Raw genomic sequence first — 23,594 nt, forward strand, 5'->3', positions numbered from 1 at the left:
TACCTTTCAATAACTAAATTTGTACTTGGTGGTACGTTTTCTTGCCCTTTTTGATTAGGAGTTTTCCGTCCTTGAAATCATCAAGTGTAACCATCTTATCCACAGCTCCGACTTTTTCATCATCAATGCTTATACCGCCCTGCTCAACAAGTCGTCTTCCTTCACTGTTAGACTTAATCAATCCCAATTCTCTCATAAGGTCCAGGATTCCAATTCCTTCATTGAAAATACTCCTGTCCAATGTCGTTGAAGGGATGCTACTTTCATCCATGCCATCTGCAAAAAGGGCTTTTGCTGCTTTAAGCGCATTGTCTGCATCATCTTGTCCGTGAATCATTTTTGTTACTTCGTGTGCCAACACTTCCTTGGCTTTGTTGATTTCAGCTCCTTCAAGAGCTCCCAAACGTCGTACTTCATCCATTGGAAGGAATGTAAGAAGCGCAAGGAATTTTTCCACATCTCTGTCATCAACGTTTCTAAGATACTGGAACAATTCATAAGGAGTAGTCTTTTCCTTGTCCAGCCAAATGGTCCCTTTTTCAGTTTTGCCCATTTTCGTGCCCGCTGCTGTAGTCAAAAGCTTGAAGGTCATGCCGAAAACCTTGTCCTGCTCAAGCTTTCTAACTAACTCATAGCCTCCAAGGATATTTGACCACTGGTCACTTCCTCCCAGCTGAAGCTTGCAGCCATAGGTTCTGTAAAGGTGTAAAAAGTCATAGCTTTGCATTAGCATATAGCCGAATTCAAAGAATGTAAGCCCTTGTTCAAGTCGGTTTTTGTAGCAGTCAAAGGTAAGCATTCTGTTTACTGTGAAATGAACTCCGATTTCTCTCATAAATTCAACAAAATTCAGGTCCATCAACCAGTCAGCATTGTTTGGCATAAAGGCTTTCCCCTCACTGAAATCGATAAATCTTGAAAATTGTTCCTTAAACCTTGAAGCATTGTAATCAATCATTTCCCGTGTAAGAACCCTTCTCATGTCTGATTTACCTGACGGGTCACCAATCATGGTAGTTCCGCCACCCAGCAGTGCAATAGGTCTGTGGCCTGCTCTTTGCATATGCATCATTACCATCATTTGCAGAAAGTGACCCAGGGTAAGGCTGTCAGCTGTAGCATCAAATCCGATATAAAAAGCAACGGATTCTTTTTCCAATAACTCCTTTAAGGCTTCCTCATCCGTAACTTGGTCGATGTAGCCTCTTTCCTCAAGTACATCATAAACATTTCTCATATTATTCCTCCTCGCAAAAAAAATAAAGGGCTTTCTCATCAAAAGGACGAGAAAACCCGTGGTACCACCTTAATTCACATAAAGCCTCATATCACGTATGGTGTGAAATCCCCCGCAGACTCCAGGTTGTATTTGGATTATGTGTAATCTATCAGCTTCTCAACACCACTGACTCTCTGTGAAGATCCATCACAAAATCTACTTTTTCCCTTCATGGTCCCTATGAATTTAATAACATATTATTATATGGAATCCTGCTTGTCAAGAAAAGAAAAAGAGGACTGATTAGTCCTCTACCTTGATTTCCATGCTATTTTCCCAAAGTCCGTGGATATTACAGTAGCTGGTTGCATAAAGCGTACCAGGTGTTGAAACCTTGAACTTTGTAGTAAGATATGGAGCCGTGAACAACTCTGTCTCCCCATGTGCTGCAAATGTGTAGGTTCCGATTTCCACAGGGAACTTGCCTTCTGAAGGCTTGAAATATACCTTGATCCATGCTATGTAGTGCTCAAGGGTATTTGGATGTGGAATCTCTTCACCTACAAGTACCTTAACTTCCATTTCTTCGCCTTTTTTTACCATTTCAGGTGCATGGATAACAGGAACGTGTTTCTCGCCTTTCCAGTCTCCGCTCTGATAGAAATTACCGATTGACATACTAATTCCTCCTTATTTGATTTCTCTATTTAATTGTATACCCCAAGAGTCTTAAAAAAACACAAAATAATTATTAAAGAGGGCAATTGGTTGGTATAATAGTAGATGAGGGGAGAGAATAGAATGGAAAAAATTGAACTGATAGCAACGACAACTTTTGGATTGGAGGCAGTTACAAAAAGAGAATTGATAGATTTAGGTGTTGAGGACATTAATGTAGAAAATGGGAAGGTTTATTTTACTGGAACTCTAAGGGATATAGCGAGGGCAAATATTTGGTTGAGAACAGCTGAAAGAGTTCTGGTAAAAATGGGTGAATTCAAGGCCTTAAGCTTTGAAGAGCTTTTTGAAAAAACCAAAGCTCTGCCTTGGGAGGATTGGATACCTGAGGAAGGTAATTTCATAGTAGATGGCAAGAGCATTAAATCACAGTTATTCAGTATCTCAGATAGTCAAAGGATTGTGGAAAAAGCTATAGTTGAAAGATTGAAAACAAAGTATCCCATTGAGTGGTTCAAAAAATCCGGTCCAAGATACCGGGTTGAAGTGGCGCTTCTTAAGGATATTGCAACCTTGACGATAGACACATCAGGAGAAGGTCTCCATAAGAGAGGGTACAGGGACAGAGCAGGGGATGCCCCAATAAAAGAGACATTGGCAGCAGCAATGGTAATGCTTAGCTACTGGAATAAGGATAGGGTTTTGTTGGATCCATTCTGTGGCTCTGGAACAATTCTTATTGAAGCTGCTATGATTGGCAAGAATATCGCTCCAGGTTTGGATAGAAAGTTTGATGCTGAGAATTGGGATGTTGTACCAAGTAGTTATTGGTCTGAAGAGAAAATAGAAGCTATGAGAAAAATCGACCATGACAGCACACTTCATCTTCTTGGAGCAGATACTGACAAGAGATCAATTTTAAGAGCGAGGGATAATGCAGCCAATGTAGGACTTGAGGATGACATAGCTTTCTTTATGAAAGACATGAGAGACGTTGACTTGCAGGAGGACTACGGGGTAGTCATTACCAATCCACCATATGGAGAAAGAATGGGTGAACGAGAAGAAGTGGAACTTCTCTACAAGGACTTTGGAAAAAAATTCAGGGAATTGAGCACATGGTCAATATATGCAATTACCTCCAACGAGAGGTTTGAAGAGCTATATGGAAAGAAGGCGGATCGGAAGAGAAAATTGTACAACGGAAGAATAAAAGTGGACTATTATCAATTTTATGGTCCCAGACCAGAATAAGAAAGGGTGACATGAATGGGAATCTATACTAAAACAGGAGATAAGGGAAAGACATCATTATTTGACGACAAGAGAGTAACAAAGGATGATATCAGGGTTGAAAGCTATGGTACAGTCGATGAACTAGGAACATTTTTAGGCTTGGCAAAGAATTACGTAAGTGATGAAATCAGAGAAAAAATCTATGAAATTCAAAACAAACTCTTCACAGTCGCAACAAACCTTGCAACTGAAGACCAGTCAAAAGTGGCATACAGAATGAAGGATGAGGATATCAAGTATCTCGAAGATACAATTGACGAGTACATGGGAAGACTTAATGATCCTACTGGATTTATAATACCAGGCTCAAATATCCCATCAGCATATCTTCACGTGGCTCGAACTGTATGTAGGAGAGCTGAAAGAAGGATAATTTCCCTTTCAGGGGTAGCTGAAGTAGATCCTTTGGTTGTCAAGTATGTCAATAGATTATCAGATGCCATATACGCAATGGCAAGATATTCAGAGGAGGAACAAAGAGCCGTAAAATATGAATAGATTTATATGCTGAGCATATGAAATTGATTTCCTGAAAATATACTGTAAAAATCTCTAAAAACCAGCACATGAGGTTTAATTTGTTGTGGAAAAAATTCTTTGTATGAGATACAATGATAATAGTCACCAAATATTTACTATTTATGGTGCAAAGGGTTAGTTAAAGTATTAACAACCTTAAAGAGGTGATTATTGTGATTGAAGATAAAAAGGCAGTCCAAACAGAAGATGATGCCAACTATATTCCCTACGGAGTACTTAATTATCGTGTTCTGGAAGGTATGGCCGACTGGGTAAGGGTAATTGATAAAAAGGGCAAGGTTATATTTGCCAACTCAGCCATGAAGGAAGCACTTGGTGAGGACATTGTAGGAAGTGATTGCTACGATGTGCATTGCAAAAATAAGAAGTGTGCATTTTGCATAACCAATAGGAGCATTGAGACGGGGGAAACAGTTCAAAAAGAAGAAATAATCCAGGGACAGTATTATTCAGTCAAGAGCTCGCCTGTTAAGAATCATCACGGAGAGATTTCAGGAGCCGTTGAGGTTTTCAGAAATGTAACCAGGGAAAGAAAACTTGAACTGGAGCTTGTCGAAAGAAACAAGAAGATAAGCAGAGACCTTCATTTTGCAAGAAGAATTCAGGAAAGAGTACTACCCAAGAGAGGCATCCTTGAAAATCTTAAGATTGACTATGTCTATCAGCCTTCAGAGATGCTTAGCGGGGATATGTTTGATTTATATTATATTGACGAGGCCAATATCGGGATTTATATTTGCGATGTAGCAGGTCATGGAATCGCCGCATCAATGATGACCATGTTTATCAAGCAGGCAATGAGAAGCATCAAAGATGAAATACTAAGTCCGGCATTGGCATTGGAAGAGCTTAATAATAGATTCAGCACTCTTGGACTTGAAGCAGACAAATACTTTACAATATTCTATGGAGTATACAATAAGGTAACCCACAGGTTGACCTATTCCAATGCAGGACACAACTGTTATCCGATTAAATTCAATTTTCATGAGATTGAACCACTTAAAATAAAGGGATATCCAATTACGATGCTCTTTGAAAAGGTAGAATATAAAGAAAAAGAGATTAAACTGGAGCTGGGTGACAAGATACTTTTCTACACTGATGGAATCACAGAAGCAAGAGACCATAACGACAAACAATTTGGAATAGAGGGAGTTTTGGAGACAGTACAGAAGAATCCCGACAATATTCTGAAAGAAGTTGAAGATAAGTTTATAATCCATAGCTGGGGAGAACAGGATGATGATTATGCCCTGGTACTGGTGGAAGTGGTAGATTAACCTAGAATTTTGATTCTAGGTTTTATTTTCATCCCTTGCAAAAAGGGAAGCACCCATTATACTGAGGAGGGATAACATGAGTGTTGGTTTTGATTATTCAAAGAGTTTTGTAAAAAATCATGAAGTGGAGTTTATGGAGCCATTTCTTAAGGAAGCGCATAATATGCTTCACGATGGCAATGGACCTGGCAATGAGTTTGCTGGATGGCTTAATTGGACAGAGAACTACGACAGAGAGGAATACAAAAGACTGAAGGTGGTTGCATCAGAGATAAGAGAAAAAGCTGATGTGTTTATTGTAGTCGGTATTGGCGGATCATATCTGGGTGCACGTGCAGCCTTCGAAGCATTATCACACACTTTCCACAACAATTTATCTAAGGATGGCAGAGGAGCTCCACAGATTTATTTTGCAGGCAATAATATGTCTCCAAAGTATATGACCGACTTGATGGATGTAATCGGAGATAAGGAAATCTATGTAAATGTAATTTCAAAATCAGGTACAACTACGGAACCTGCAATTGCATTCAGGATTCTGAAGGCATATCTGGAAGAAAAATACGGGAAGGAAGAAGCGAAGAACAGAATAGTTGCAACAACGGACAAAGACAAAGGCGCGCTGAAAACTCTTGCGACCAATGAAGAATATGAGACATTTGTGATACCTGATGATATAGGTGGGAGATATTCAGTCCTTACGCCGGTTGGATTATTGCCACTGGCTGTTGCTGGAATAGATATCGACCAATTGATGGAAGGTGCACACGAAGGTGCAATCCAATACAGCAATCCATATCTTGCGGAAAACAGATGCTATCAATATGCAGTTACAAGACAGATTCTCCAGAGAAGAGGCAAGGATATAGAGATTCTTGTAAACTATGAACCAGGACTTCAGTATCTTGGAGAATGGTGGAAGCAGTTGTATGGGGAGTCAGAAGGAAAAGATGGCAAAGGGATTTTTCCAGCCAGTGTCAACTTTACAGCTGACCTTCATTCCATGGGTCAGTGGATACAGGATGGAAAGAGAAATATCTTTGAAACCAGCATCGTAATTGAAAGTGCTCAGAAGGACATGGAGATCATCCATGATGAAGAGAATCTTGATGGTCTGAATTATCTTGAGGGAAAAACAATCGGGCAAGTTAACAGAAAAGCCTTTGAAGGAACATTATTGGCACATCTTGAAGGAAACGTTCCTAACTTGATTATTTCATTGCCGGAATTAAATGAATTCCATTTTGGCAAGCTTCTATACTTTTTCGAGAAGGCATGTGCGATTTCTGGATATATTCAGGGCGTAAATCCCTTCGATCAACCAGGAGTCGAGGCTTACAAGAGTAACATGTTCAAACTTCTTGGTAAGGAAGGCTACTAAGACACTTGATAATGAATGGGAATACTGGTATGATAAATATTAGACAAGGAGGGATATTGTTGGAATTTAAACATTTGATTCTTAAGAAGGAAAACAATGTTGCCACTCTGTGGATCAACAGACCTGATGCAATGAATTCACTGAGTACAGAGGTTCTAAAGGAACTATCAGTGGCTGTAGACAGAGTAAGGGATGACGATGATGTTTTCGTGCTGGTTATCACTGGCGAAGGAAAAGCTTTTGTTGCAGGAGCTGATATAGCAGAAATGAGTGGCATGAACTCTGTGCAGGCTAGAATCTTTGCAGAAATCGGCCTAAGCACATTTAGGAAAATTGAGTCCATGGAAAAACCTGTAATCGCTGCTGTTAATGGTTTCGCTCTTGGTGGAGGATGTGAGTTGGCAATGGCATGTGATATTAGAATTGCCTCCAAAAAAGCAAAATTCGGTCAACCGGAAGTAGGATTAGGCGTTACTCCTGGATTTGGTGGAACAGTTAGGTTGTCGCGACTTGTTGGTATCGCAAAGGCAAAGGAACTGATTTTTACAGGCAATATTATAAAGGCGGATGAAGCCATGGATATAGGGCTTGTAAACAAGGTGACAGAGCCGGAATCTTTAATTGAAGAAGCCATGGAAATGGCCAACAAAATAGCTCAGAATGCTCAGCTTGCAGTAAGATGTTCAAAGCAGGCAATCAACAGGAGCTATGATGTTGACATAGAAACTGGAATGGAAATTGAAAGGAATCTTTTCGCTCTTTGCTTTTCAACTGGAGATCAAAAAGAAGGCATGAAGGCATTTGGGGAAAAAAGAAAACCTGAATTCAAAGTAGAATAACTGGAGGTGCTTTATGAAAAAAGTAAGCGTATTGGGAAGAGGCACAATGGCATTGGGCATAGTTCAAATTTTTGCTCAAAAGGACATTGAAGTAACAGTATGGGTAAGATCAATTGATTCAGAGAAACCTAGAGGCAGCATTGCTCCGATTGAAAAAACAATGGGCAAGCTGGTTGCAAAGGAAAAAATAACTCAAGAACAGATGGACAAGACTCTTGAAAATATAAAAATTACAACTGAATTGGCTGATGTTTCAGACAGCGATCTGGTAATTGAAGCAATATCAGAGGACATGAAGGTTAAGAGAGATACCTTTGGCAAGCTTGATGAAATCTGTAAGCCGGAAGCAATTCTTGCAACAAACACATCATCCTTGTCTATAACTGAAATCGCTAACTCAACAAAGAGACCAGACAAGGTTATTGGAATGCACTTCTTTAATCCTGTTCCTCTTATGAAGCTTGTGGAAGTAATTAAGGGACTCGCTACATCCGATGAGACAAAGGACAAGATAATTGAACTATCCCAATCTCTTGGAAAGACTCCTGTTGAAGTGGAGGAAGCTCCAGGATTTGTAGTGAACAGGATACTTATACCTATGATAAATGAAGCAGTTGGGATACTGGCTGATGGAGTTGCAACAGCTGAAGATATCGATGAAGCAATGAAGCTTGGCGCAAACCATCCGATTGGCCCATTGGCTCTGGGAGATCTTGTTGGTCTGGATGTATGTCTTGCCATAATGGATGTTCTTTATGATGAATTCCAGGACTCAAAATACAGAGCACATCCACTTCTAAGAAAGATGGTAAGAGGAAATCTACTTGGAAGAAAAACAGGAAAAGGATTCTACGCATATTAGAAATTGTGTAATTGACAATAACTCTAAAAATATGATATATTTAATTTGTTAGAGGGAGTAACTGCCCGTTACGGGAACTTAAGTCACCAATAACGGACCAATGGTCCTGGCTTAAGTGATGTGAAATCGTGTGAGACTCTACAATTCCTGAAGGGGAGTTGTAGAGTTTATTTAATTTCAAGGAGATAAAAATGGAAGATCTGATTCTTAGCTTTATTAATCCACTGCCAATAATTTTTCTTTTAGGTATTATAGCCGTTAGTTTATATACATTAAGCAAAGGGGCAGATCTGCTTATTGATGAAGCAGTTGCTGTGTCGAGTTATCTTAATGTACCAAAAGCAATAATAGGAGCAACAATAGTATCCTTGGGTACAACATTGCCAGAGCTTTCAGTATCCACAATGGCAGCAATTCAGGGAAGTCCGGATATGGCTCTTGGAAATGCAGTCGGTTCAATAATTACAAATTCAGGGTTGATAATCGGGCTTGCAGCATTACTTAAACCAATAGATATCGATCGAAGTTCAATTAAAATACAGGGATGGCTAAAGCTTTTATCGGCAGGGATGCTAATTGCATTTTCTCTTCCGTTTTTTTCAGCAGGAAGTGAGGGTACAATATCTCAAATGATGGGATTTTTATTTGTTGCCATGCTGATTGCGTATCTTTACTGGTCATTTCAAGAGTCCAAAAGGGAGTCTGCCCTAAGTGAAAACAAGAATGATGAAGTAGCTTCTAAGGCTGAAATAATCAAGAAATTTTTATTGATGGGAGTTGGAATGGCAATAGTTATTCTTTCATCGCAGGTTCTTATACCAACTGTTGAGGTAACTGCTATAAAACTGGGAGTTCCTAAGAGCATAATAGCTGCAACACTTGTTGCATTTGGCACCAGCCTTCCTGAACTTACTACTAGCATAAAGGCTGTCTTAAGAGGTCACGGTGACCTGGCCGTAGGAAACATAATCGGAGCGGATATACTGAATGTATTATTTGTTATAGGAGTTTCTGCTGCAGTGACGCCTGAAGGTCTTCTTGTACCGGCATTGTTTTACAGGATACACTATCCGGCAATGGCTGTAATTCTGCTGACATTCAGATTTGTAACATTAAACAAGGGAAACATAATTAGAAGGAGAGAAGGAGCAATTCTGATGGCCTTCTACATGATATATCTTGGAATGAATCTTACCAACTTCATATAAACAAAAAAAGGGTCGTATCACATTGATACGACCCTTTAAAATCCTAGATTACTTTGTTGAGGCTTCTGTTAAGCAGATTATCTCCAATCTTGAAGACATTACCTGCACCCATTGTAATTACAACATCACTATCCGTGGTTTCTCTAAGTATAAAAGATTCAATTTCATCGAAGGATCCAAAATATGTGGCATCCGAACCCTTGTCCTTGATTCTCTTTGCAAGCTCCCTTGAGTGTATTTCACCAAGATCCTTTTCTCTGGCCGCATATATATCCGCAATAATGACTTTGTCAGCATCCTTGAATGACTCTGAAAAACTATCTAAAAGAATCTTTGTTCTTGTAAATGTGTGAGGCTGAAAAATACAGAAGATCCTTTTTTGGGTTGCTTTTCTCAATGCACTTAGGCTTGCCTTTATTTCTGTAGGATGGTGTGCATAGTCATCGATGATTTCAATCTCACCAAGAAAGCCCTTGTGTTCCAATCTTCGATGTACTCCTTTGTAATTGGAGATTTTAGCTGATATAAGCTCCATATCCAGACCAATATTACTGGTTGCAATAATTGCAGCAAGAGAATTGTAGATATTATGAGTTCCCATAACGCTAAGTTTGATAGTGGTTGACTTTTCTCCATTAACAAACAAATCATAAACAGGATAACCCCTGTCGTTAAACCTTATATTTCTAGCTTCATAATCAGATGGAACCTCGATACCAAAAGTAATAATCTTGGATTTTACAGCAGGGATTAACTTTCTGATGTGTGGATCATCGTTGTTCAAGATTGAATAGTCATCTACACCAAGATTAAGCAAATATCCTTTGAACGTATCTGTTATGTGGTCCATGCTCTTGAAGAAATCAAGATGGTCTTCATCAATATTGAGGACTACTGCAATTGACGGGAAATACTTAAGAATATTGGCTTTGTATTCGCAAGCCTCCGTTAGGAGATAATTATCTGAGCCAAGTCTTACATTCCCGCCTATATCATCAAGCTCTCCGCCTAGTAATATGGTTGGGTTTATTTCCGGATTATTAATAATGGTTGCGATCATACTGGTGGTAGTGGTTTTTCCATGAGTACCGGAAACAGCAATGGAATTTTTGAAATTTCTCATTACAGCACCAAGAAAAGCGGCTCTGTCAATCACAGGAGCTGGTGACTCAATTGCTGCAAGAAGCTCCTCATTGTCAGAAGATATTGCATCTGTGTATATAACAAGATCTGCATCTCCAATATTTTCTTTGTTGTGACCTATAAATATTTCTGCTCCCATTGTTCTTAGATGGTCAACTATCTGGCTATCAGTAGTATCCGTTCCTGAAATATTGAATCCTTTTTGTATAAGGATTTCAGCAAGACCACTCATGCTTATTCCACCGATTCCGATAAAGTGTACTCTACGGTACTCGGGACTGCCTAAATTTATATCAAACATTTAATTTCCCCCTGAATTTAATCAAATTACATTCTTGTTGCTCAAATAATACCCCAAAAAACAATTACTCAGGCATACATTCAATGATTATATCATAACAAAAATAATAATAAAGGACAAATTTGATAAAAAAATTTATAATTTTCTAAAAAAAAGAAGGAATCCATCAAAAAATGTAGAATAATAATAGTAACATGTAAAAGAACCGTCGAGGAAGGTGGTGAGACAATGAAGATTACAGACGTAAGGGTTAGGAAGGTTACAGAAGAAGGCAAGATGAAGGCAATAGTATCAGTTACGTTCGATGAAGAGTTTGTTGTACATGATATCAAAGTAATTGAAGGACAGAACGGATTGTTTATTGCTATGCCAAGTAGAAAAATGGCAGATGGTGAATTCAGAGACATCGCTCACCCGATTAATGCCACCACTAGGCAAAAAATTCAAGAGGCAGTTTTTGAAGAGTATGAAAAAGCTTTGACACCAGAGTAGAAGGGCCTATGGGCTCTTTTATTCTCTTTAGAAGCTTCATTTTTTTTGTGTAATTATCAATTTGGTGTGGACTTATAAAATAAATGGGTTAAAATAATATGGAGGGAATAACAAAAAGAGGTGTGTTATAAAATGAATATAGGAATAATACTGGCAGCCGGAGAAGGAACCAGAATGAAGTCCCGACACCCAAAGGTGTTGCATGAGATTTCCGGAAAACCTCTCTTGTCATATGTACTCGATGCGGCACAGAATGCTGATATAAGCAGAAATGTCGTAATTGTAGGCCATGGAAAAGATGAGGTTGTGGAAAAAATATCCGGTGAGAACATTATTTTTGAAGAACAGCCTGTACACCAGGGAACACCATACGGTACAGGTTACGCTGTCATGCAGGGAATTAGTCATGTGGCAGATGAAGACAATGTAATTGTTTTGTGTGGAGATACTCCCTTGATTACTTCAACTACCTTGACAGAGCTGATGGAGTACCACGATTCTCAGAATAATAATGCAACGGTTCTTACAACAGAGCTTGCTGATCCAACAGGTTACGGAAGAATTGTAAGGAAAGATGAGGGCAGCTTGGAAGAAATCGTTGAGCACAAGGATGCAAGTCCAGCACAAAGGGGAATCAAAGAAATCAATTCAGGAATCTATTGTTTTAGTGGCAAAGAGCTAAAGATAGGATTAAAAGGAATTGATAACGACAACAGCCAAAACGAATATTACCTTACCGACGTTATCAGTGTTCTGGTCCAAGGAGGCTATAAGGTGGGAGCTTTCCTTATCGAAGATTCAACTCAGATACATGGTATCAACTCTAGGGTGCAACTTGCTCAGGCTGATGATATAATAAGAGAGAGAATTAATACCGGACATATGGAAAACGGTGTAACCTTGATTAATCCTAAAGACACTTACATTGAACCAAAAGTGCGAATAGGTAAGGACACAATTGTGTATCCAGGAGCAGTTCTAGAAGGTGAAACTGTAATTGGAGAGGATTGTATTATCAGGGGTACAACCAGAATCGTGGACAGTGTCATTGGCAATGGAGTAAGCATCGAGTCAACATTGATTGAAAAGAGTAAAGTTGACGATGGATGCAAAATAGGTCCCTATGCTCATCTTAGACCGGATTCGGATCTAGGGAAAAATGTCAAGATTGGGAACTTTGTTGAAATCAAGAAGTCCACTCTTGGAGATAATTCCAAGGCAAGTCATCTATCCTATGTTGGAGATGCACTAGTAGGTTCAGGAGTCAATATAGGCTGTGGTGTTGTATTTGTAAATTACGACGGTGAAAAAAAATACAAATCAATCATAGGAGACAATGCCTTTATTGGAAGCAATTCAAATCTGGTCGCACCGGTTAGGGTGGAGGACTGGGGCTATGTAGCAGCTGGCTCTACCATAACGGAAAATGTTGGAGAAGGAGAACTTTCAATAGCCCGAGCCAGACAAGTTAACAAGGCAGGATGGGTGGAGAAGAAGGGACTAAAAAAACACAAATAACTAGGAGGATGTAGAGATGAACCTTTGTTTAGGTGGAATCAAGGTTTTCACCGGAAATGCCAATAGAGAGCTGGTAAAAAATATTTGCCAGGAGCTGGGTATTACCCTGGGTACATGTGATGTAACCCACTTTAGTGACGGTGAGATTAACGTAAATATCGGGGAAACTGTTAGAGGCTGCGATGTATTTATCATCCAGTCGACAAACACACCTGTTAATGACAATCTTATGGAGCTTCTTATTCTAATAGATGCAGTGAAGAGAGCTTCAGCAGGAAGAATAAATGCTGTTATACCATACTATGGTTATGCCAGACAAGACAGAAAAACCAAGGCAAGAGAGCCAATTACTGCAAAGCTTGTTGCCAATCTACTGACCACAGCAGGAGCTGACAGAGTAGTGGGCATGGATCTTCACGCTGGTCAGATACAGGGATACTTTGATATTCCAGTAGACCACCTTTCGGCAGTTCCAATTCTTGCAGAGTATTTCAAGGATATTGTGGATGAGGATACTGTAATAGTATCTCCTGACCTTGGAGGAGTAACAAGAGCAAGGACTTTCGCCAATATCCTTGATCTTCCCATAGCGATTATAGAAAAGAGAAGACCAAAGGCAAATGTATCAGAAGTAATGAACGTAATAGGTGACATCGAAGGTAAAAACGTAATACTTGTAGACGATATTATTGATACAGCCGGTACAATAGTTAAGGCAGCTAGCGTATTAAAGAGCTTTGGAGCCAAAAAGGTCTATGGTTGCGCTACTCATGGTGTGCTTTCAGGACCTGCATTGGATAGGATCCACAACTCAGAGCTTGAAAAATTTGTAATATCAGACACAATTCCATTGGCAGAAATGGCAAGGATTGATAAGATTGAAGTTGTTAGCGTTGCACCGATTTTTGCGGAAGCAATAAGACGAATCAACAGCAACGAGTCTATCAGCGTTATTTTCGAATAGTCACATAGCAGGGAGTTGATTATGTGATTGTAATAGCAGGATTGGGAAACCCCGGAAGCAAATACTCAGAAACCAGACACAATATCGGCTTTAATGTAGTTGACAGATTGGCACAGGCCAATGGCATCAAAGTCAATAAACTAAAGTTCAAGGCCTTGATTGGTGAGGGCTTTATTGGGACCGAAAAGGTTCTTTTGGTAAAGCCAAGTACATTTATGAACAATAGCGGACAATGCATAAGAGAAATTGTGGAATTCTATAAGCTGCCACCAGGGAATCTACTTGTGGTGGTCGATGATATAGACATAGAATTTGCCACCATAAGAATTAAGAAAAAGGGAAGTGCAGGCTCGCACAATGGTCTTAAGTCAATTATTTATCAGTTACAGGTAGATGATTTTCCAAGAATCAAGGTGGGAATTGGCAAAAAGCCTCATTACTATGACCTGGCCGACTTTGTCCTCAGTAAATTCAGTTCTGATGAAAGAAAGCTGGTTGACCAGGCAATTAAAAAAGCAGCAGAAGCAGCAGAGGAATTCGTAAAAAGTGGCATAGACAAAGCCATGAATAAATTTAATGTCAGAAATGCAGCCCAGGACTAAAACCTGGGCTTAAACCTTTGGGAGGGTTGAAATGAAGGATTTTCTTATTGATCCACTGTTAAATCTAAAACCATATAAAAAATTGCTGCAGGATATTGAAAGTGGAACATCCCCACTCTCGACCCATGGACTGATGGAAGAGAATCTGGGGCATTTTCTGTGTGGATTAAAGGTCCATACGGAAAGGCAAATTCTTCTTTTGACCCATAATGAGACAAAAGCCAGACAAATTTATGATGATATAAGGACAATCCTTCCTGAGCAGAAGATAAGACTATATCCCGCAAAGGACACAATACTATATGATGTAGATGCTTTCAGTTCCGAAAGGACACATCAACGCCTCGAAGTTTTGTCGTGTCTTATGGAAAATAAGAGTATGCTTGTAATTGCATCGATAGAAGCTTTGTCAGATCATATAATATCCAGAGAATCCTTCCAGAGTTTCAGCTTGAATATCCAGTTGGGAAAAGAGGCAAGTCTAGTGGAGCTGACATCAGGACTTGTTGGTGCAGGTTATGAAAGGGTAAGCCTTGTGGAGCAAACTGGCCAATTCAGCATACGTGGTGGAATTCTGGATGTATTTCCGCCCAATGTGGAGCATCCTGTGAGAGTTGAATTCTTTGACACCGAAGTTGACTCAATCAGAACCTTTGATTGGAGGGACCAGAGGTCTGTTGATGTAATAGATGAAGTAGACATCTTTCCGGTTTCAGAAGTAATAATTCCAGCAAGTGGAAGAATGGAAATTGCAGGAAGGCTGGGAAAAGAACTCGAAGAATTCAAAGCAAAAACAGAAGCAGGAGACGCAAAAGACAAAGCAAGTGATAAATTCGGAAAATATATTGATGCCTTGGAAGAAGGATCACATATTACAAATAAGGACCTGCTTATTCCGTACATTCCAGAAGGACTTATGGGTACCGTAGTAGACTTTTTTCAGGAGTCGTCTTTAATAATACTTGATGAGCCAAAAAGATTAAGAGAAAAGTACGAAGACATGACAGGAGAATTTAATGGAAGAACCATTGACCTATTGCAGGTGGGAGAAGTTCTGAAATCGCATCTTGGGCTAAAATATGATTACGAGGAATTAATAGCTGAATTAAAGAAGAAGATAGTTGTTACAAGCGCATCATTTTTAAAGCAGGACAACGATTTTTCGCCTAAGGCAATAGTACGTTTCACCATGAGGACAATACCTGTATATCATGGAAAACTGGAGATTCTTAAAGAAGATCTGGACAGATACTTGTATAAGGGATACAAGATTATTGTTTTGGCAGGGACTTCGGACAGAGGAAAGAGACTAAAGGAGACACTGATGGATATTGGGATTGTCTCCGAGTTTTATGGTTCCAGGGAAAAAACAATCCAAAGCGGTCAGGTGTTTATTGCAGAAGGCTCCCTAAAGGCAGGATTTGAGTACGAAGAGATGAAGCTTGCAGTAATAACTGACAAGGAGATTTACGGTGCAGGAAAGAAAAAGACCAGAAAGAAGTCCAAGAGACTCAAGGACAGTGGTGAAAAGCTGCAATTCTCAGACCTTAATGAAGGTGACTATATTGTGCACGAGAATTACGGTATTGGACAATACCTTGGTGTATCGCAGCTGGCAGTACAGGGTGTAAAAAAAGATTATCTAATGATTCAGTATAAGGGAAAGGACAGATTGTATCTTCCAATAGAGCAGATGACCATGATACAGAAGTATATTGGATCAGATTCCATTAAGCCAAAAGTTAACAGGTTAAGTGGGTCCGAGTGGTCCAAGACAAAGACCAGGACCAAGAAGGCAATTGAAGAAATGGCAATAGATCTTCTGGAGCTTTACGCAAAACGAGAGAAGGTAGAAGGATATCAATTTTCAAGTGATACAACATGGCAAAGAGAGTTCGAAGACTTCTTCCCCTATGAAGAAACCCAGGGACAACAAACATCCATTAAGGACATCAAAGAAGACATGGAAACGAAAAAGCCAATGGACAGACTTCTTTGTGGTGATGTTGGATATGGAAAGACAGAGGTTGCTTTAAGAGCTGCATTCAAGGCAGTAATGGATAGTAAGCAGGTTGCAATCCTTGTACCGACAACAATACTTGCCCAGCAGCATTACAATACCATCGTCGAGAGGCTTGGGAACTTTCCCGTAACAGTAGCGATGCTTAGTAGATTCAGATCAAGAAAAGAACAGCAGGCTTCAATTGAGATGCTTAGAAAAGGCATGATGGATATAGTGATTGGAACACACAGACTTCTTTCAAAGGATGTTGTATTTAAAGATCTTGGATTGCTGATAGTGGATGAAGAGCAGAGATTTGGAGTCAAGCACAAGGAAAAGTTGAAGAAATTAAAGGAAAATGTTGATGTACTTACCCTGACGGCAACCCCCATACCGAGAACTCTTCACATGTCGCTTGTTGGCATAAGAGATATGTCTGTAATCGAGGAGCCACCAGAGGAAAGATATCCAATTCAGACATATGTTACAGAGTACAACAAGACTCTGATTAAGGATGCCATTCAACGGGAGATTTCAAGAGGTGGACAGGTTTATTATGTATATAACAGGGTGGAGACTATTGATAAGGTAGCAATAGAGCTTAGGGAACTAGTTCCGGAAGCTGAATTTGCAATCGCCCACGGTCAAATGGCAGAACGTGAGTTGGAGCAGGTAATGATGGACTTTATGAATAAGGAAACCAGTGTTCTTGTTTGTACCACAATAATAGAAACCGGACTGGATATACCAAATGTGAATACAATTATAATTCACGACGCAGATAAGTTCGGGTTATCCCAGCTGTATCAGTTAAGGGGAAGGGTCGGAAGATCAAACAGACTTGCATTTTCATACTTTGTATATCAAAAGGACAAGGTGCTTTCAGAGGTTGCCGAAAAGAGATTAAGAGCTATAAAAGAGTTTACTGAGTTTGGATCAGGGTTTAAAATCGCCATGAGAGACCTTGAAATAAGAGGTGCAGGTAATCTTCTGGGAGTTGAACAGCATGGCAACATTGAATCCATTGGATATGACCTTTATGTAAAATATCTTGGGCAGGCGGTTAGAAAGCTAAAGGGAGACAAGGTTGAGGAAAAACTCGATACAACTGTTGATATACAGGTGGATGGATATATCTCAGGTGATTATATTCCAGATGAAGAACAGAAGCTTGAAATCTACAAGAGGATTTCAACAATCGAGTCCATGGATGACTATAGAGAGCTTATTGATGAGCTGATAGACAGATTTGGAGATCTTCCAAAACCAGTTGAAAATCTAATGAACATATCCTACATCAGGGGAATCGGAAGCAGAAACCATATAACAAATATAATACAGATTAACAAGAAGGTCAGAATTGACTATGAAAATGTAGACCATATAAAGCTGGATCTGATACAGATGCTAACAGAGAAATATGGATCTGCAGTTTCCTTTGATCTTTCAAATCAGCCAAGTTTAAACCTTGAGATAAAGGGAGATGTAATTAACAGGCTGAAGGAATTTCTTGAGGCCATTGACAATTTTGCTCAACTGGGTAATAGTGTATAGAGTGAAATAATCTACCAAATTACAGAGAGGATGTTAATTTTAAAATGAATAAGGCTTTGAAACTTATTATTATAATTATGATAGCTTCAGCAGTGCTTTCAGGATGCTCGACAGATACTCAAGGGCTTGTAGCTGAAGTGGATGGACAACCGATAACCCAGGAAGAGTTTGACAAGGACTTTCAAGTATACAAGGATCTCTACGAAAGACAACTGGGAGAAGGAGCTCTTGAACAGGAAGGAATAGACGGAAAAACAATGGGCGAGAGTCTGGAGGAAAGCATTCTGGAGAAATTGATCATGGAGAGACTGATCCAGGCTGACAATGAAGAAAAGGGAATAGAGGTATCAGAAGAAGAAATCCAGGAATATATAGATGACTACAAGGAATCAATTGGAGGAGAGGAAAGCTACCAGCAGTTCCTGCAGTCGAACAATCTCTCAGAGGAATATTTTGTTGATAACATGAGAAAAGAATTGCAAGGACAGAAGAATAAAGAAGATTTTATCGGTGGATTAACTGTAAGTGAAGAAGAAGCAATGGAGTACTATGAAACAAACGGTGAAGACATTGTAGAAATAAATGCCAGTCACATACTTCTTGGAAGTGAAGAAGAAGCACTTAGTGTGATGGATAGATTAGATTCAGGTGAAGACTTTGCCCAGGTTGCAACTGCTAAATCAATGGATAGCGTCTCTGCAGTAAACGGAGGAAATCTTGGGTACTTTGGAAAAGGTCAGATGATTCCAGAATTCGAAGATGTAGCATTCCAATTGGAGGAAGGCGAAATAAGCAATGTGGTGAAGACCGAGGTCGGGTACCATATAATCAAGGTTCAGGATAAAAAGGAAAGTTTTGAAGACCTAGAGGCTAAGATAGTAGCATTAATCGAAGAACAGGAATACTTTGAATATGTTCAGTCTCTTAGAGAAGAGGCTACAATAGAGAATTATCTTGATTAATAAATAGGGGATTGTAGTTACAATCCCTTACTCAGGAAAAGACATAGGAGGACAATAGGAATGTCTAAAGGACACAGCTTTTTAAGAGGGGCGGCAATATTGGGAATGGCAGGGGTGCTTGTAAAGATTCTGGGAGCCATCTACAGGATTCCCCTATCCAATATAATTAAATCAGAAGGATTGGGATATTATCAGACTGCATATCCCTTCTATGTGCTTCTCTTTACGCTTTCAACTGCAGGATTTCCAGTTGCAATAGCAAAGCTCGTATCCGAAAAAAGGGCGCAGGGAGACTATGCAGGTGCTCACAAGATATTCAAGACAGCTCTTGTGGGACTGGTGGTACTTGGAGCCTTGACGGCTTCTATCTTGGCTTTTTCAGCCAACGCAATTGTAAACTATCTTGGGAATGTCAACGCTTACTATGCACTTATCGCCTTGGTTCCAGCACTTTTTTTCGTGCCAATCATGGCAGCTTTCCGGGGGTTTTTCCAGGGAAGTCAAAGTATGCTCCCCACGGCGCTTTCACAGATAACCGAGCAGCTGTTTAGAGTAATCACAGGACTTGGTCTTACTTATCTTCTCCTGGACAAGGGAATTCCAATAGCAGCAGGGGGAGCTTCCTTTGGAGGATCCATGGGAGCATTAATGGGTCTTGCAGTAGTTGCATACATCTATATGAAGAGAAGATCATCCATAATGGATGAGATTGCACAGAGTACGATTGTAAGGGAGTATCCGGGAAAGCAGATAATCAAGGATCTGCTGCTGATAGCTGTTCCCATAACCATCGGAGCAACCATAGCACCCATAATGGACACAATCGATGCGGCATTGGTTTTAAGAAGATTGCAGTCCATCAACTATACGGCGGCTGAGGCAAATGCATTGTACGGAGAATTAAAAGGTATGGCACAGACTCTTGTTAACCTGCCGCAAGTGTTTTCAATTGCAATTTCCATGAGTCTTGTACCAGCAATATCCAGTGCCAGCGCCAGAAACTCGGAAAAAGAAACAAGTAACCTTATATCAAGTGGAATAAGGATGACTCTTCTGATTGGCTTGCCTTCAGCAATCGGTCTCTTTGTTCTTTCAACACCAATTGTGGCACTTTTATACTACAACAACCCACCGGAAGCAATAGCAAGCGTTGGAGATATTCTGGCATACTTGTCCCTGGGAGTAATATTCCTGACCATGGTTCAGGCACTTACTGCCATACTTCAGGGACTGGGGAAACCCTTTATACCTGTAAGGAACTTGTTTATCGGAGCATTGGCAAAGATAGTGCTAACCTATGTATTGACAGGAATTCCAGCCATCAATGTAAAAGGTGCTGCAATAAGTACCGTGGTAGCCTATGCAATAGCATCTAGCTTAAATCTATGGTATGTAATAACTGTTGCCAAAGCCAAGCTGAATCTGGGTGCAATACTTCTGAAACCTCTAATTTCAGCTGTAGGAATGGGAATTATTGCAAGAGCTTCTTACGTGGTCCTTGCCGGACCAATTGGTGGAAGACCGGCGACACTTGTAGCCGTACTTCTTGGAGTTGTTGCATATGGGGTCTTGTTGCTTGTGACAGGAACACTTACGGACGAGGATCTTGATCTTATGCCAAAAGGTGACAAGTTCAGAAAGATAGTTAAGAGATTTGATAAATGGTCTTAAAGGAGAATAATTATGAGTAAAATATTTGTGGTAGGTCTTGGACCCGGGAACATTGACGATCTGACCCTTGGAGCCATAAGGAGAATGGAAGGCGGCAAACCCAATTATATTAGAACAGAGCGACATCCTGCTGTTGAGTATATGAAGGAAAAAGGGATCGAGTATACTGCTTTTGACCATATCTATGACAATGAAGAAAGCTTTGAGAAGGTTTATGAACAAATAGTCTCTAAGCTTCTTGCTGCTGTAAAAATCCAGGGTGAAATCAATTATTTTGTTCCGGGGAATCCAATGGTTGCGGAGAATACAGTCAAAATGCTTCTAAGCCAAAGCGTATGCCAGGTGCAGATTGTATCTGGGATGAGCTTTATTGAACCAGTTCTTGAAACTGTCAAGGCAGACCCGGTAGATGGCCTTAAGGTTATTGATGCAATAGGACTGGAAGCAGCCAAGGTGGACATAAATTCACACCAGATATTTACTCAGGTTTATAATGCAAGAGTCATGTCGGAAACCAAGCTGGTTCTAATGGACATCTTTCCTCCTGATTATGATGTTACCCTTATACACAACGGTGGCATGGGAGACAGGGAAGTAATCGAGAGAATACCCTTGCATGAGATTGACAGGTCAGATAACATTGGTTCACTTACAAGTCTTTTTGTGCCCAAGGTAGATAAAAATGTTCAAAGAATTTATGACTTCAACGATATTCAGGCTATTATGAAAAAGCTTCGAGCAGAAGATGGATGCCCCTGGGATCGTGAACAGGACCATTTTAGCATAAGGGGAGCAGTTCTGGAGGAAGCATATGAATTGGTAGAGGCAATTGAGGAGGATGATCCTGATCATGTTGTGGAAGAATTAGGTGATTTACTGCTTCAGGTGGTCTTTCACGCACAAATCGGACATGAAAATGGTGATTTTAACCCAGTTCAGGTGACAAGTTCTCTCGCAAACAAGTTAATTACTAGGCATCCACACGTTTTTTTTGAAAAAAATGTAGATAATTCCGATGAAGTAGTATATAATTGGAATAAGATAAAGTATGCAAACAGGAATATTACTAGGCTTTCAGAGAAATTGAGAAATGTTCCAAGGTTGCCAGCTCTCCTTAGAAGCAATAAGGTCCAGGAGAAAGCAGCTGAAGTCGGGTTTGACTGGGACATGATCGAAGGGCCTGCAGACAAGGTAAGCGAAGAGCTGAAAGAAGTCTTGGAAGCCGCTTCGACTCACGGTTCAGGAAGCTTGGTTGTAGAAAGTGAAATTGGAGATTTGCTGTTTGCTGCTGTAAACCTATCCAGATTTCTAGAGGTCAATCCCGAGGTAGCATTGGGCAGAACCATTGAAAAGTTCACAAAAAGATTAGAGGAAATGGAATACATGGCTGATGGAATGGGTATAGTTATGGAAGAAATGACTCTGGAGGAACTAGATAGCCTCTGGGATAGGGTGAAGCTCCAGGAAAATGGAGATAACCAGGACTGATTATGGTTAGTATTTCTAGAAAATAAAAAACAAGGAGGAATTATTAATGAACAAAGCAGAACTTATTGCAAGCATCGCGGAAAAGAGCAATCTTACTAAAAAGGATGCAGAAGCAGCACTAAACGCATTCATGGGATCAGTAGAGGAATCATTGGCAGCAGGTAATAAAGTACAACTGGTAGGATTCGGAACTTTCGAGGTTAGAGAAAGAAAAGCTAGAGAAGGTAGAAACCCAAGAAATCCTGAAGAAGTCATTAAAATTCCAGCATCAAAGGCACCTGTATTTAAAGCGGGTAAAGCACTTAAAGAAAGCGTAAACGTAAAAAAAGGCAAGAAGAAATAAAAAAACAGGAAATCAGGTCTTTGACCTGATTTTTTTTGTTGGAGGAGGGAATTGCATGAGATTGGACAAGTTTCTCAAGACAGCAAGGATAATCAAGAGAAGAACTGTTGCAAAGGAAGCCTGTGACCAAGGAAAAGTGACCATAAATGACAAAGTGGCAAAGGCTGGAGATAATGTAAGCATAGGTGACAAGATAACTCTAAGCTTTGGAAGTGGACAGATGAAGATTGAAGTTGTCGATCTAAAAGATAACGCAAAGAAGGATGAAGCACATGAGCTTTACAAATCTCTGGACTAATCCAAATGAAGCTTGAAATAATTTCCGATTAGTGAGATAATAAAATTGTATGAGGAGCTCTTAAAAAGAGGATGGTGATGCTTATGTCCGATAAAAAAACGAGAAAGAGAAAAGGAATAAGAATTATTCACGTTCTGTTGATTCTTCTTGTTGTTTACGTGGGCTTTGTTATGAATCACCAAAGAAAACTTATGAGTAACTTGCAGGAGCGAAGAGCATCAGTGGAATCAGAAATTACAAGCCTTGAAAGGGACATCAACATACTCAATGATGAAATTGGGAAAAGCGGTACCCTTGAGTTTATCGAAAAGGTTGCAAGAGATGATTTGGGGATGGTAAAACCACGTGAAATCATCTATATTGACAAGAGTAATAAACGAAATGATACACTGGATGTTTTTAAGAATGATAACTGATTGACAGGGGTCATCTAGTACTATATACTTGACCTATACCAATATTTTTAAGGAGGAGTAATTTGTCTATGTCCGTTTCAGTTGGAGAAATCGTTGAGGGTACAGTAACAGGTATTACTAATTTTGGTGCGTTTGTTTCATTGCCAGGAGGAAAAAGTGGACTGGTACATATTTCAGAAGTATCCCACGATTATGTAGAAAAAGTATCTGATTACTTAAAGAAGGATGAAAAAATTAAAGTTAAGGTTTTATCAATTTCCTCGGATGGGAAAATTAGTCTTTCTGTAAGACAAGCAAAGCCTAAAACTAGTAAGCCAGTAGAGATAGATTGGGCTAAACAAGATGACAGGCAAAAAAACATGTCTTTTGAAGATATGTTGAACAGCTACTTGAAAGACAGCAGTGAAAAGATGGATCAGATTAAAACCAAAGATGGCAGAAAAAGCTATGGCGTTAAAGGTAAAAAAGCCAGTAACGACGATTAATAAAAAAACCGGGTTTTCCGGTTTTTTCTGTTTTTAATACTGAAGTAAA

At 39.7% G+C, this 23,594-nt stretch carries 22 protein-coding genes; 19 read left to right on the forward strand and 3 right to left on the reverse strand.

Features of this window, described 5'->3' with window-relative positions; all coding sequences use genetic code 11:
• Positions 1-13: 13 nt before the first annotated feature.
• Complete coding sequence (gene tyrS / locus ACOEN1_RS06020; protein ID WP_422485627.1) at positions 14-1,237, reverse strand: tyrosine--tRNA ligase; 1,224 nt, start codon at positions 1,235-1,237, stop codon at positions 14-16.
• Between the two features lie 285 nt (positions 1,238-1,522).
• A complete protein-coding gene (locus ACOEN1_RS06025) occupies positions 1,523-1,897 on the reverse strand; it encodes a class II SORL domain-containing protein (protein WP_422485629.1) in 375 nt (124 codons plus the stop codon).
• Between the two features lie 123 nt (positions 1,898-2,020).
• Here ACOEN1_RS06025 and ACOEN1_RS06030 point away from each other — a divergent pair, with 123 nt between their 5' ends.
• From ACOEN1_RS06030 to ACOEN1_RS06060, 7 genes are all read left to right on the forward strand, one after another.
• Positions 2,021-3,151 carry a THUMP domain-containing class I SAM-dependent RNA methyltransferase gene (locus ACOEN1_RS06030; protein WP_422485631.1) on the forward strand — a complete coding sequence of 377 codons (1,131 nt, stop codon included), beginning with the start codon at positions 2,021-2,023 and terminating at the stop codon, positions 3,149-3,151.
• A 15-nt stretch (positions 3,152-3,166) separates the two neighbouring features.
• Positions 3,167-3,691 carry a cob(I)yrinic acid a,c-diamide adenosyltransferase gene (locus ACOEN1_RS06035; RefSeq protein WP_422485633.1) on the forward strand — a complete coding sequence of 175 codons (525 nt, stop codon included), beginning with the start codon at positions 3,167-3,169 and terminating at the stop codon, positions 3,689-3,691.
• Positions 3,692-3,885: 194 nt separating this feature from the next.
• Entirely contained in the window at positions 3,886-5,016 is a 1,131-nt protein-coding gene (locus ACOEN1_RS06040) for a SpoIIE family protein phosphatase (RefSeq protein WP_422485635.1), read from the forward strand.
• 76 nt (positions 5,017-5,092) lie between these two features.
• Positions 5,093-6,397, forward strand: a complete 1,305-nt coding sequence (locus tag ACOEN1_RS06045) for a glucose-6-phosphate isomerase (protein ID WP_422485637.1) — start codon at positions 5,093-5,095, stop codon at positions 6,395-6,397.
• Between the two features lie 59 nt (positions 6,398-6,456).
• Positions 6,457-7,236, forward strand: a complete 780-nt coding sequence (locus tag ACOEN1_RS06050) for a short-chain-enoyl-CoA hydratase (RefSeq protein WP_422485638.1) — start codon at positions 6,457-6,459, stop codon at positions 7,234-7,236.
• Positions 7,237-7,249: 13 nt separating this feature from the next.
• Entirely contained in the window at positions 7,250-8,098 is an 849-nt protein-coding gene (locus ACOEN1_RS06055) for a 3-hydroxybutyryl-CoA dehydrogenase (RefSeq protein WP_422485639.1), read from the forward strand.
• Between the two features lie 191 nt (positions 8,099-8,289).
• Entirely contained in the window at positions 8,290-9,306 is a 1,017-nt protein-coding gene (locus tag ACOEN1_RS06060) for a calcium/sodium antiporter (RefSeq protein ID WP_422485640.1), read from the forward strand.
• Positions 9,307-9,349: 43 nt separating this feature from the next.
• Here ACOEN1_RS06060 and murC read toward each other — a convergent pair whose 3' ends face one another.
• Positions 9,350-10,750: a UDP-N-acetylmuramate--L-alanine ligase gene (murC, locus tag ACOEN1_RS06065; protein ID WP_422485641.1), complete on the reverse strand. Its 1,401-nt coding sequence runs from the start codon at positions 10,748-10,750 to the stop codon at positions 9,350-9,352.
• Between the two features lie 228 nt (positions 10,751-10,978).
• On the opposite strand from murC, the gene spoVG reads away from it, so the two are divergent.
• The 12 genes from spoVG (at position 10,979) to ACOEN1_RS06125 (ending at position 23,545) form a co-directional block, all read left to right on the forward strand.
• A complete protein-coding gene (spoVG, locus tag ACOEN1_RS06070; protein WP_422485642.1) occupies positions 10,979-11,242 on the forward strand; it encodes a septation regulator SpoVG in 264 nt (87 codons plus the stop codon).
• A 132-nt stretch (positions 11,243-11,374) separates the two neighbouring features.
• Positions 11,375-12,760 (forward strand): bifunctional UDP-N-acetylglucosamine diphosphorylase/glucosamine-1-phosphate N-acetyltransferase GlmU, encoded by a 1,386-nt coding sequence (glmU, locus tag ACOEN1_RS06075; RefSeq protein WP_422485643.1) that lies wholly within the window; start codon positions 11,375-11,377, stop codon positions 12,758-12,760.
• 16 nt (positions 12,761-12,776) lie between these two features.
• Entirely contained in the window at positions 12,777-13,724 is a 948-nt protein-coding gene (locus tag ACOEN1_RS06080) for a ribose-phosphate diphosphokinase (protein ID WP_422485644.1), read from the forward strand.
• A 23-nt stretch (positions 13,725-13,747) separates the two neighbouring features.
• Complete coding sequence (gene pth, locus ACOEN1_RS06085) at positions 13,748-14,326, forward strand: aminoacyl-tRNA hydrolase (protein WP_422485645.1); 579 nt, start codon at positions 13,748-13,750, stop codon at positions 14,324-14,326.
• Between the two features lie 31 nt (positions 14,327-14,357).
• Positions 14,358-17,882 (forward strand): transcription-repair coupling factor, encoded by a 3,525-nt coding sequence (mfd, locus tag ACOEN1_RS06090; protein ID WP_422485646.1) that lies wholly within the window; start codon positions 14,358-14,360, stop codon positions 17,880-17,882.
• 44 nt (positions 17,883-17,926) lie between these two features.
• A complete protein-coding gene (locus ACOEN1_RS06095) occupies positions 17,927-18,844 on the forward strand; it encodes a peptidylprolyl isomerase (protein WP_422485647.1) in 918 nt (305 codons plus the stop codon).
• Positions 18,845-18,904: 60 nt separating this feature from the next.
• Entirely contained in the window at positions 18,905-20,515 is a 1,611-nt protein-coding gene (locus tag ACOEN1_RS06100; protein WP_422485648.1) for a putative polysaccharide biosynthesis protein, read from the forward strand.
• Between the two features lie 12 nt (positions 20,516-20,527).
• Positions 20,528-22,003, forward strand: a complete 1,476-nt coding sequence (gene mazG, locus ACOEN1_RS06105; protein ID WP_422485649.1) for a nucleoside triphosphate pyrophosphohydrolase — start codon at positions 20,528-20,530, stop codon at positions 22,001-22,003.
• Positions 22,004-22,049: 46 nt separating this feature from the next.
• The gene (locus ACOEN1_RS06110; protein WP_409228001.1) at positions 22,050-22,346 is read left to right on the forward strand and encodes an HU family DNA-binding protein; all 297 of its coding nucleotides are present in this window, start codon (positions 22,050-22,052) and stop codon (positions 22,344-22,346) included.
• 55 nt (positions 22,347-22,401) lie between these two features.
• Positions 22,402-22,644, forward strand: a complete 243-nt coding sequence (locus ACOEN1_RS06115; protein WP_422485651.1) for an RNA-binding S4 domain-containing protein — start codon at positions 22,402-22,404, stop codon at positions 22,642-22,644.
• 83 nt (positions 22,645-22,727) lie between these two features.
• Positions 22,728-23,060, forward strand: a complete 333-nt coding sequence (locus tag ACOEN1_RS06120; RefSeq protein ID WP_422485652.1) for an FtsB family cell division protein — start codon at positions 22,728-22,730, stop codon at positions 23,058-23,060.
• 68 nt (positions 23,061-23,128) lie between these two features.
• Positions 23,129-23,545: a S1 RNA-binding domain-containing protein gene (locus ACOEN1_RS06125; RefSeq protein ID WP_422485680.1), complete on the forward strand. Its 417-nt coding sequence runs from the start codon at positions 23,129-23,131 to the stop codon at positions 23,543-23,545.
• Positions 23,546-23,594 lie beyond the last annotated feature (49 nt).

Source organism: Gudongella sp. DL1XJH-153, assembly GCF_049310905.1.
In the GTDB taxonomy this organism is placed as follows: domain Bacteria; phylum Bacillota; class Clostridia; order Tissierellales; family Tissierellaceae; genus Gudongella.

Coding starts and splice junctions, on each gene's coding strand:
- ACOEN1_RS06095 (WP_422485647.1), top strand. CDS start 17,927: ATGAATAAGGCTTTGAAACTTATTATTATAATTATGATAGCTTCAGCA.
- ACOEN1_RS06100 (WP_422485648.1), top strand. CDS start 18,905: ATGTCTAAAGGACACAGCTTTTTAAGAGGGGCGGCAATATTGGGAATG.
- mfd (WP_422485646.1), top strand. CDS start 14,358: ATGAAGGATTTTCTTATTGATCCACTGTTAAATCTAAAACCATATAAA.
- ACOEN1_RS06035 (WP_422485633.1), top strand. CDS start 3,167: ATGGGAATCTATACTAAAACAGGAGATAAGGGAAAGACATCATTATTT.
- ACOEN1_RS06110 (WP_409228001.1), top strand. CDS start 22,050: ATGAACAAAGCAGAACTTATTGCAAGCATCGCGGAAAAGAGCAATCTT.
- ACOEN1_RS06080 (WP_422485644.1), top strand. CDS start 12,777: ATGAACCTTTGTTTAGGTGGAATCAAGGTTTTCACCGGAAATGCCAAT.
- ACOEN1_RS06115 (WP_422485651.1), top strand. CDS start 22,402: ATGAGATTGGACAAGTTTCTCAAGACAGCAAGGATAATCAAGAGAAGA.
- glmU (WP_422485643.1), top strand. CDS start 11,375: ATGAATATAGGAATAATACTGGCAGCCGGAGAAGGAACCAGAATGAAG.
- ACOEN1_RS06030 (WP_422485631.1), top strand. CDS start 2,021: ATGGAAAAAATTGAACTGATAGCAACGACAACTTTTGGATTGGAGGCA.
- murC (WP_422485641.1), bottom strand. CDS start 10,750: ATGTTTGATATAAATTTAGGCAGTCCCGAGTACCGTAGAGTACACTTT.
- mazG (WP_422485649.1), top strand. CDS start 20,528: ATGAGTAAAATATTTGTGGTAGGTCTTGGACCCGGGAACATTGACGAT.
- ACOEN1_RS06125 (WP_422485680.1), top strand. CDS start 23,129: ATGTCCGTTTCAGTTGGAGAAATCGTTGAGGGTACAGTAACAGGTATT.
- ACOEN1_RS06025 (WP_422485629.1), bottom strand. CDS start 1,897: ATGTCAATCGGTAATTTCTATCAGAGCGGAGACTGGAAAGGCGAGAAA.
- ACOEN1_RS06120 (WP_422485652.1), top strand. CDS start 22,728: ATGTCCGATAAAAAAACGAGAAAGAGAAAAGGAATAAGAATTATTCAC.
- tyrS (WP_422485627.1), bottom strand. CDS start 1,237: ATGAGAAATGTTTATGATGTACTTGAGGAAAGAGGCTACATCGACCAA.
- spoVG (WP_422485642.1), top strand. CDS start 10,979: ATGAAGATTACAGACGTAAGGGTTAGGAAGGTTACAGAAGAAGGCAAG.
- ACOEN1_RS06060 (WP_422485640.1), top strand. CDS start 8,290: ATGGAAGATCTGATTCTTAGCTTTATTAATCCACTGCCAATAATTTTT.
- ACOEN1_RS06055 (WP_422485639.1), top strand. CDS start 7,250: ATGAAAAAAGTAAGCGTATTGGGAAGAGGCACAATGGCATTGGGCATA.
- ACOEN1_RS06045 (WP_422485637.1), top strand. CDS start 5,093: ATGAGTGTTGGTTTTGATTATTCAAAGAGTTTTGTAAAAAATCATGAA.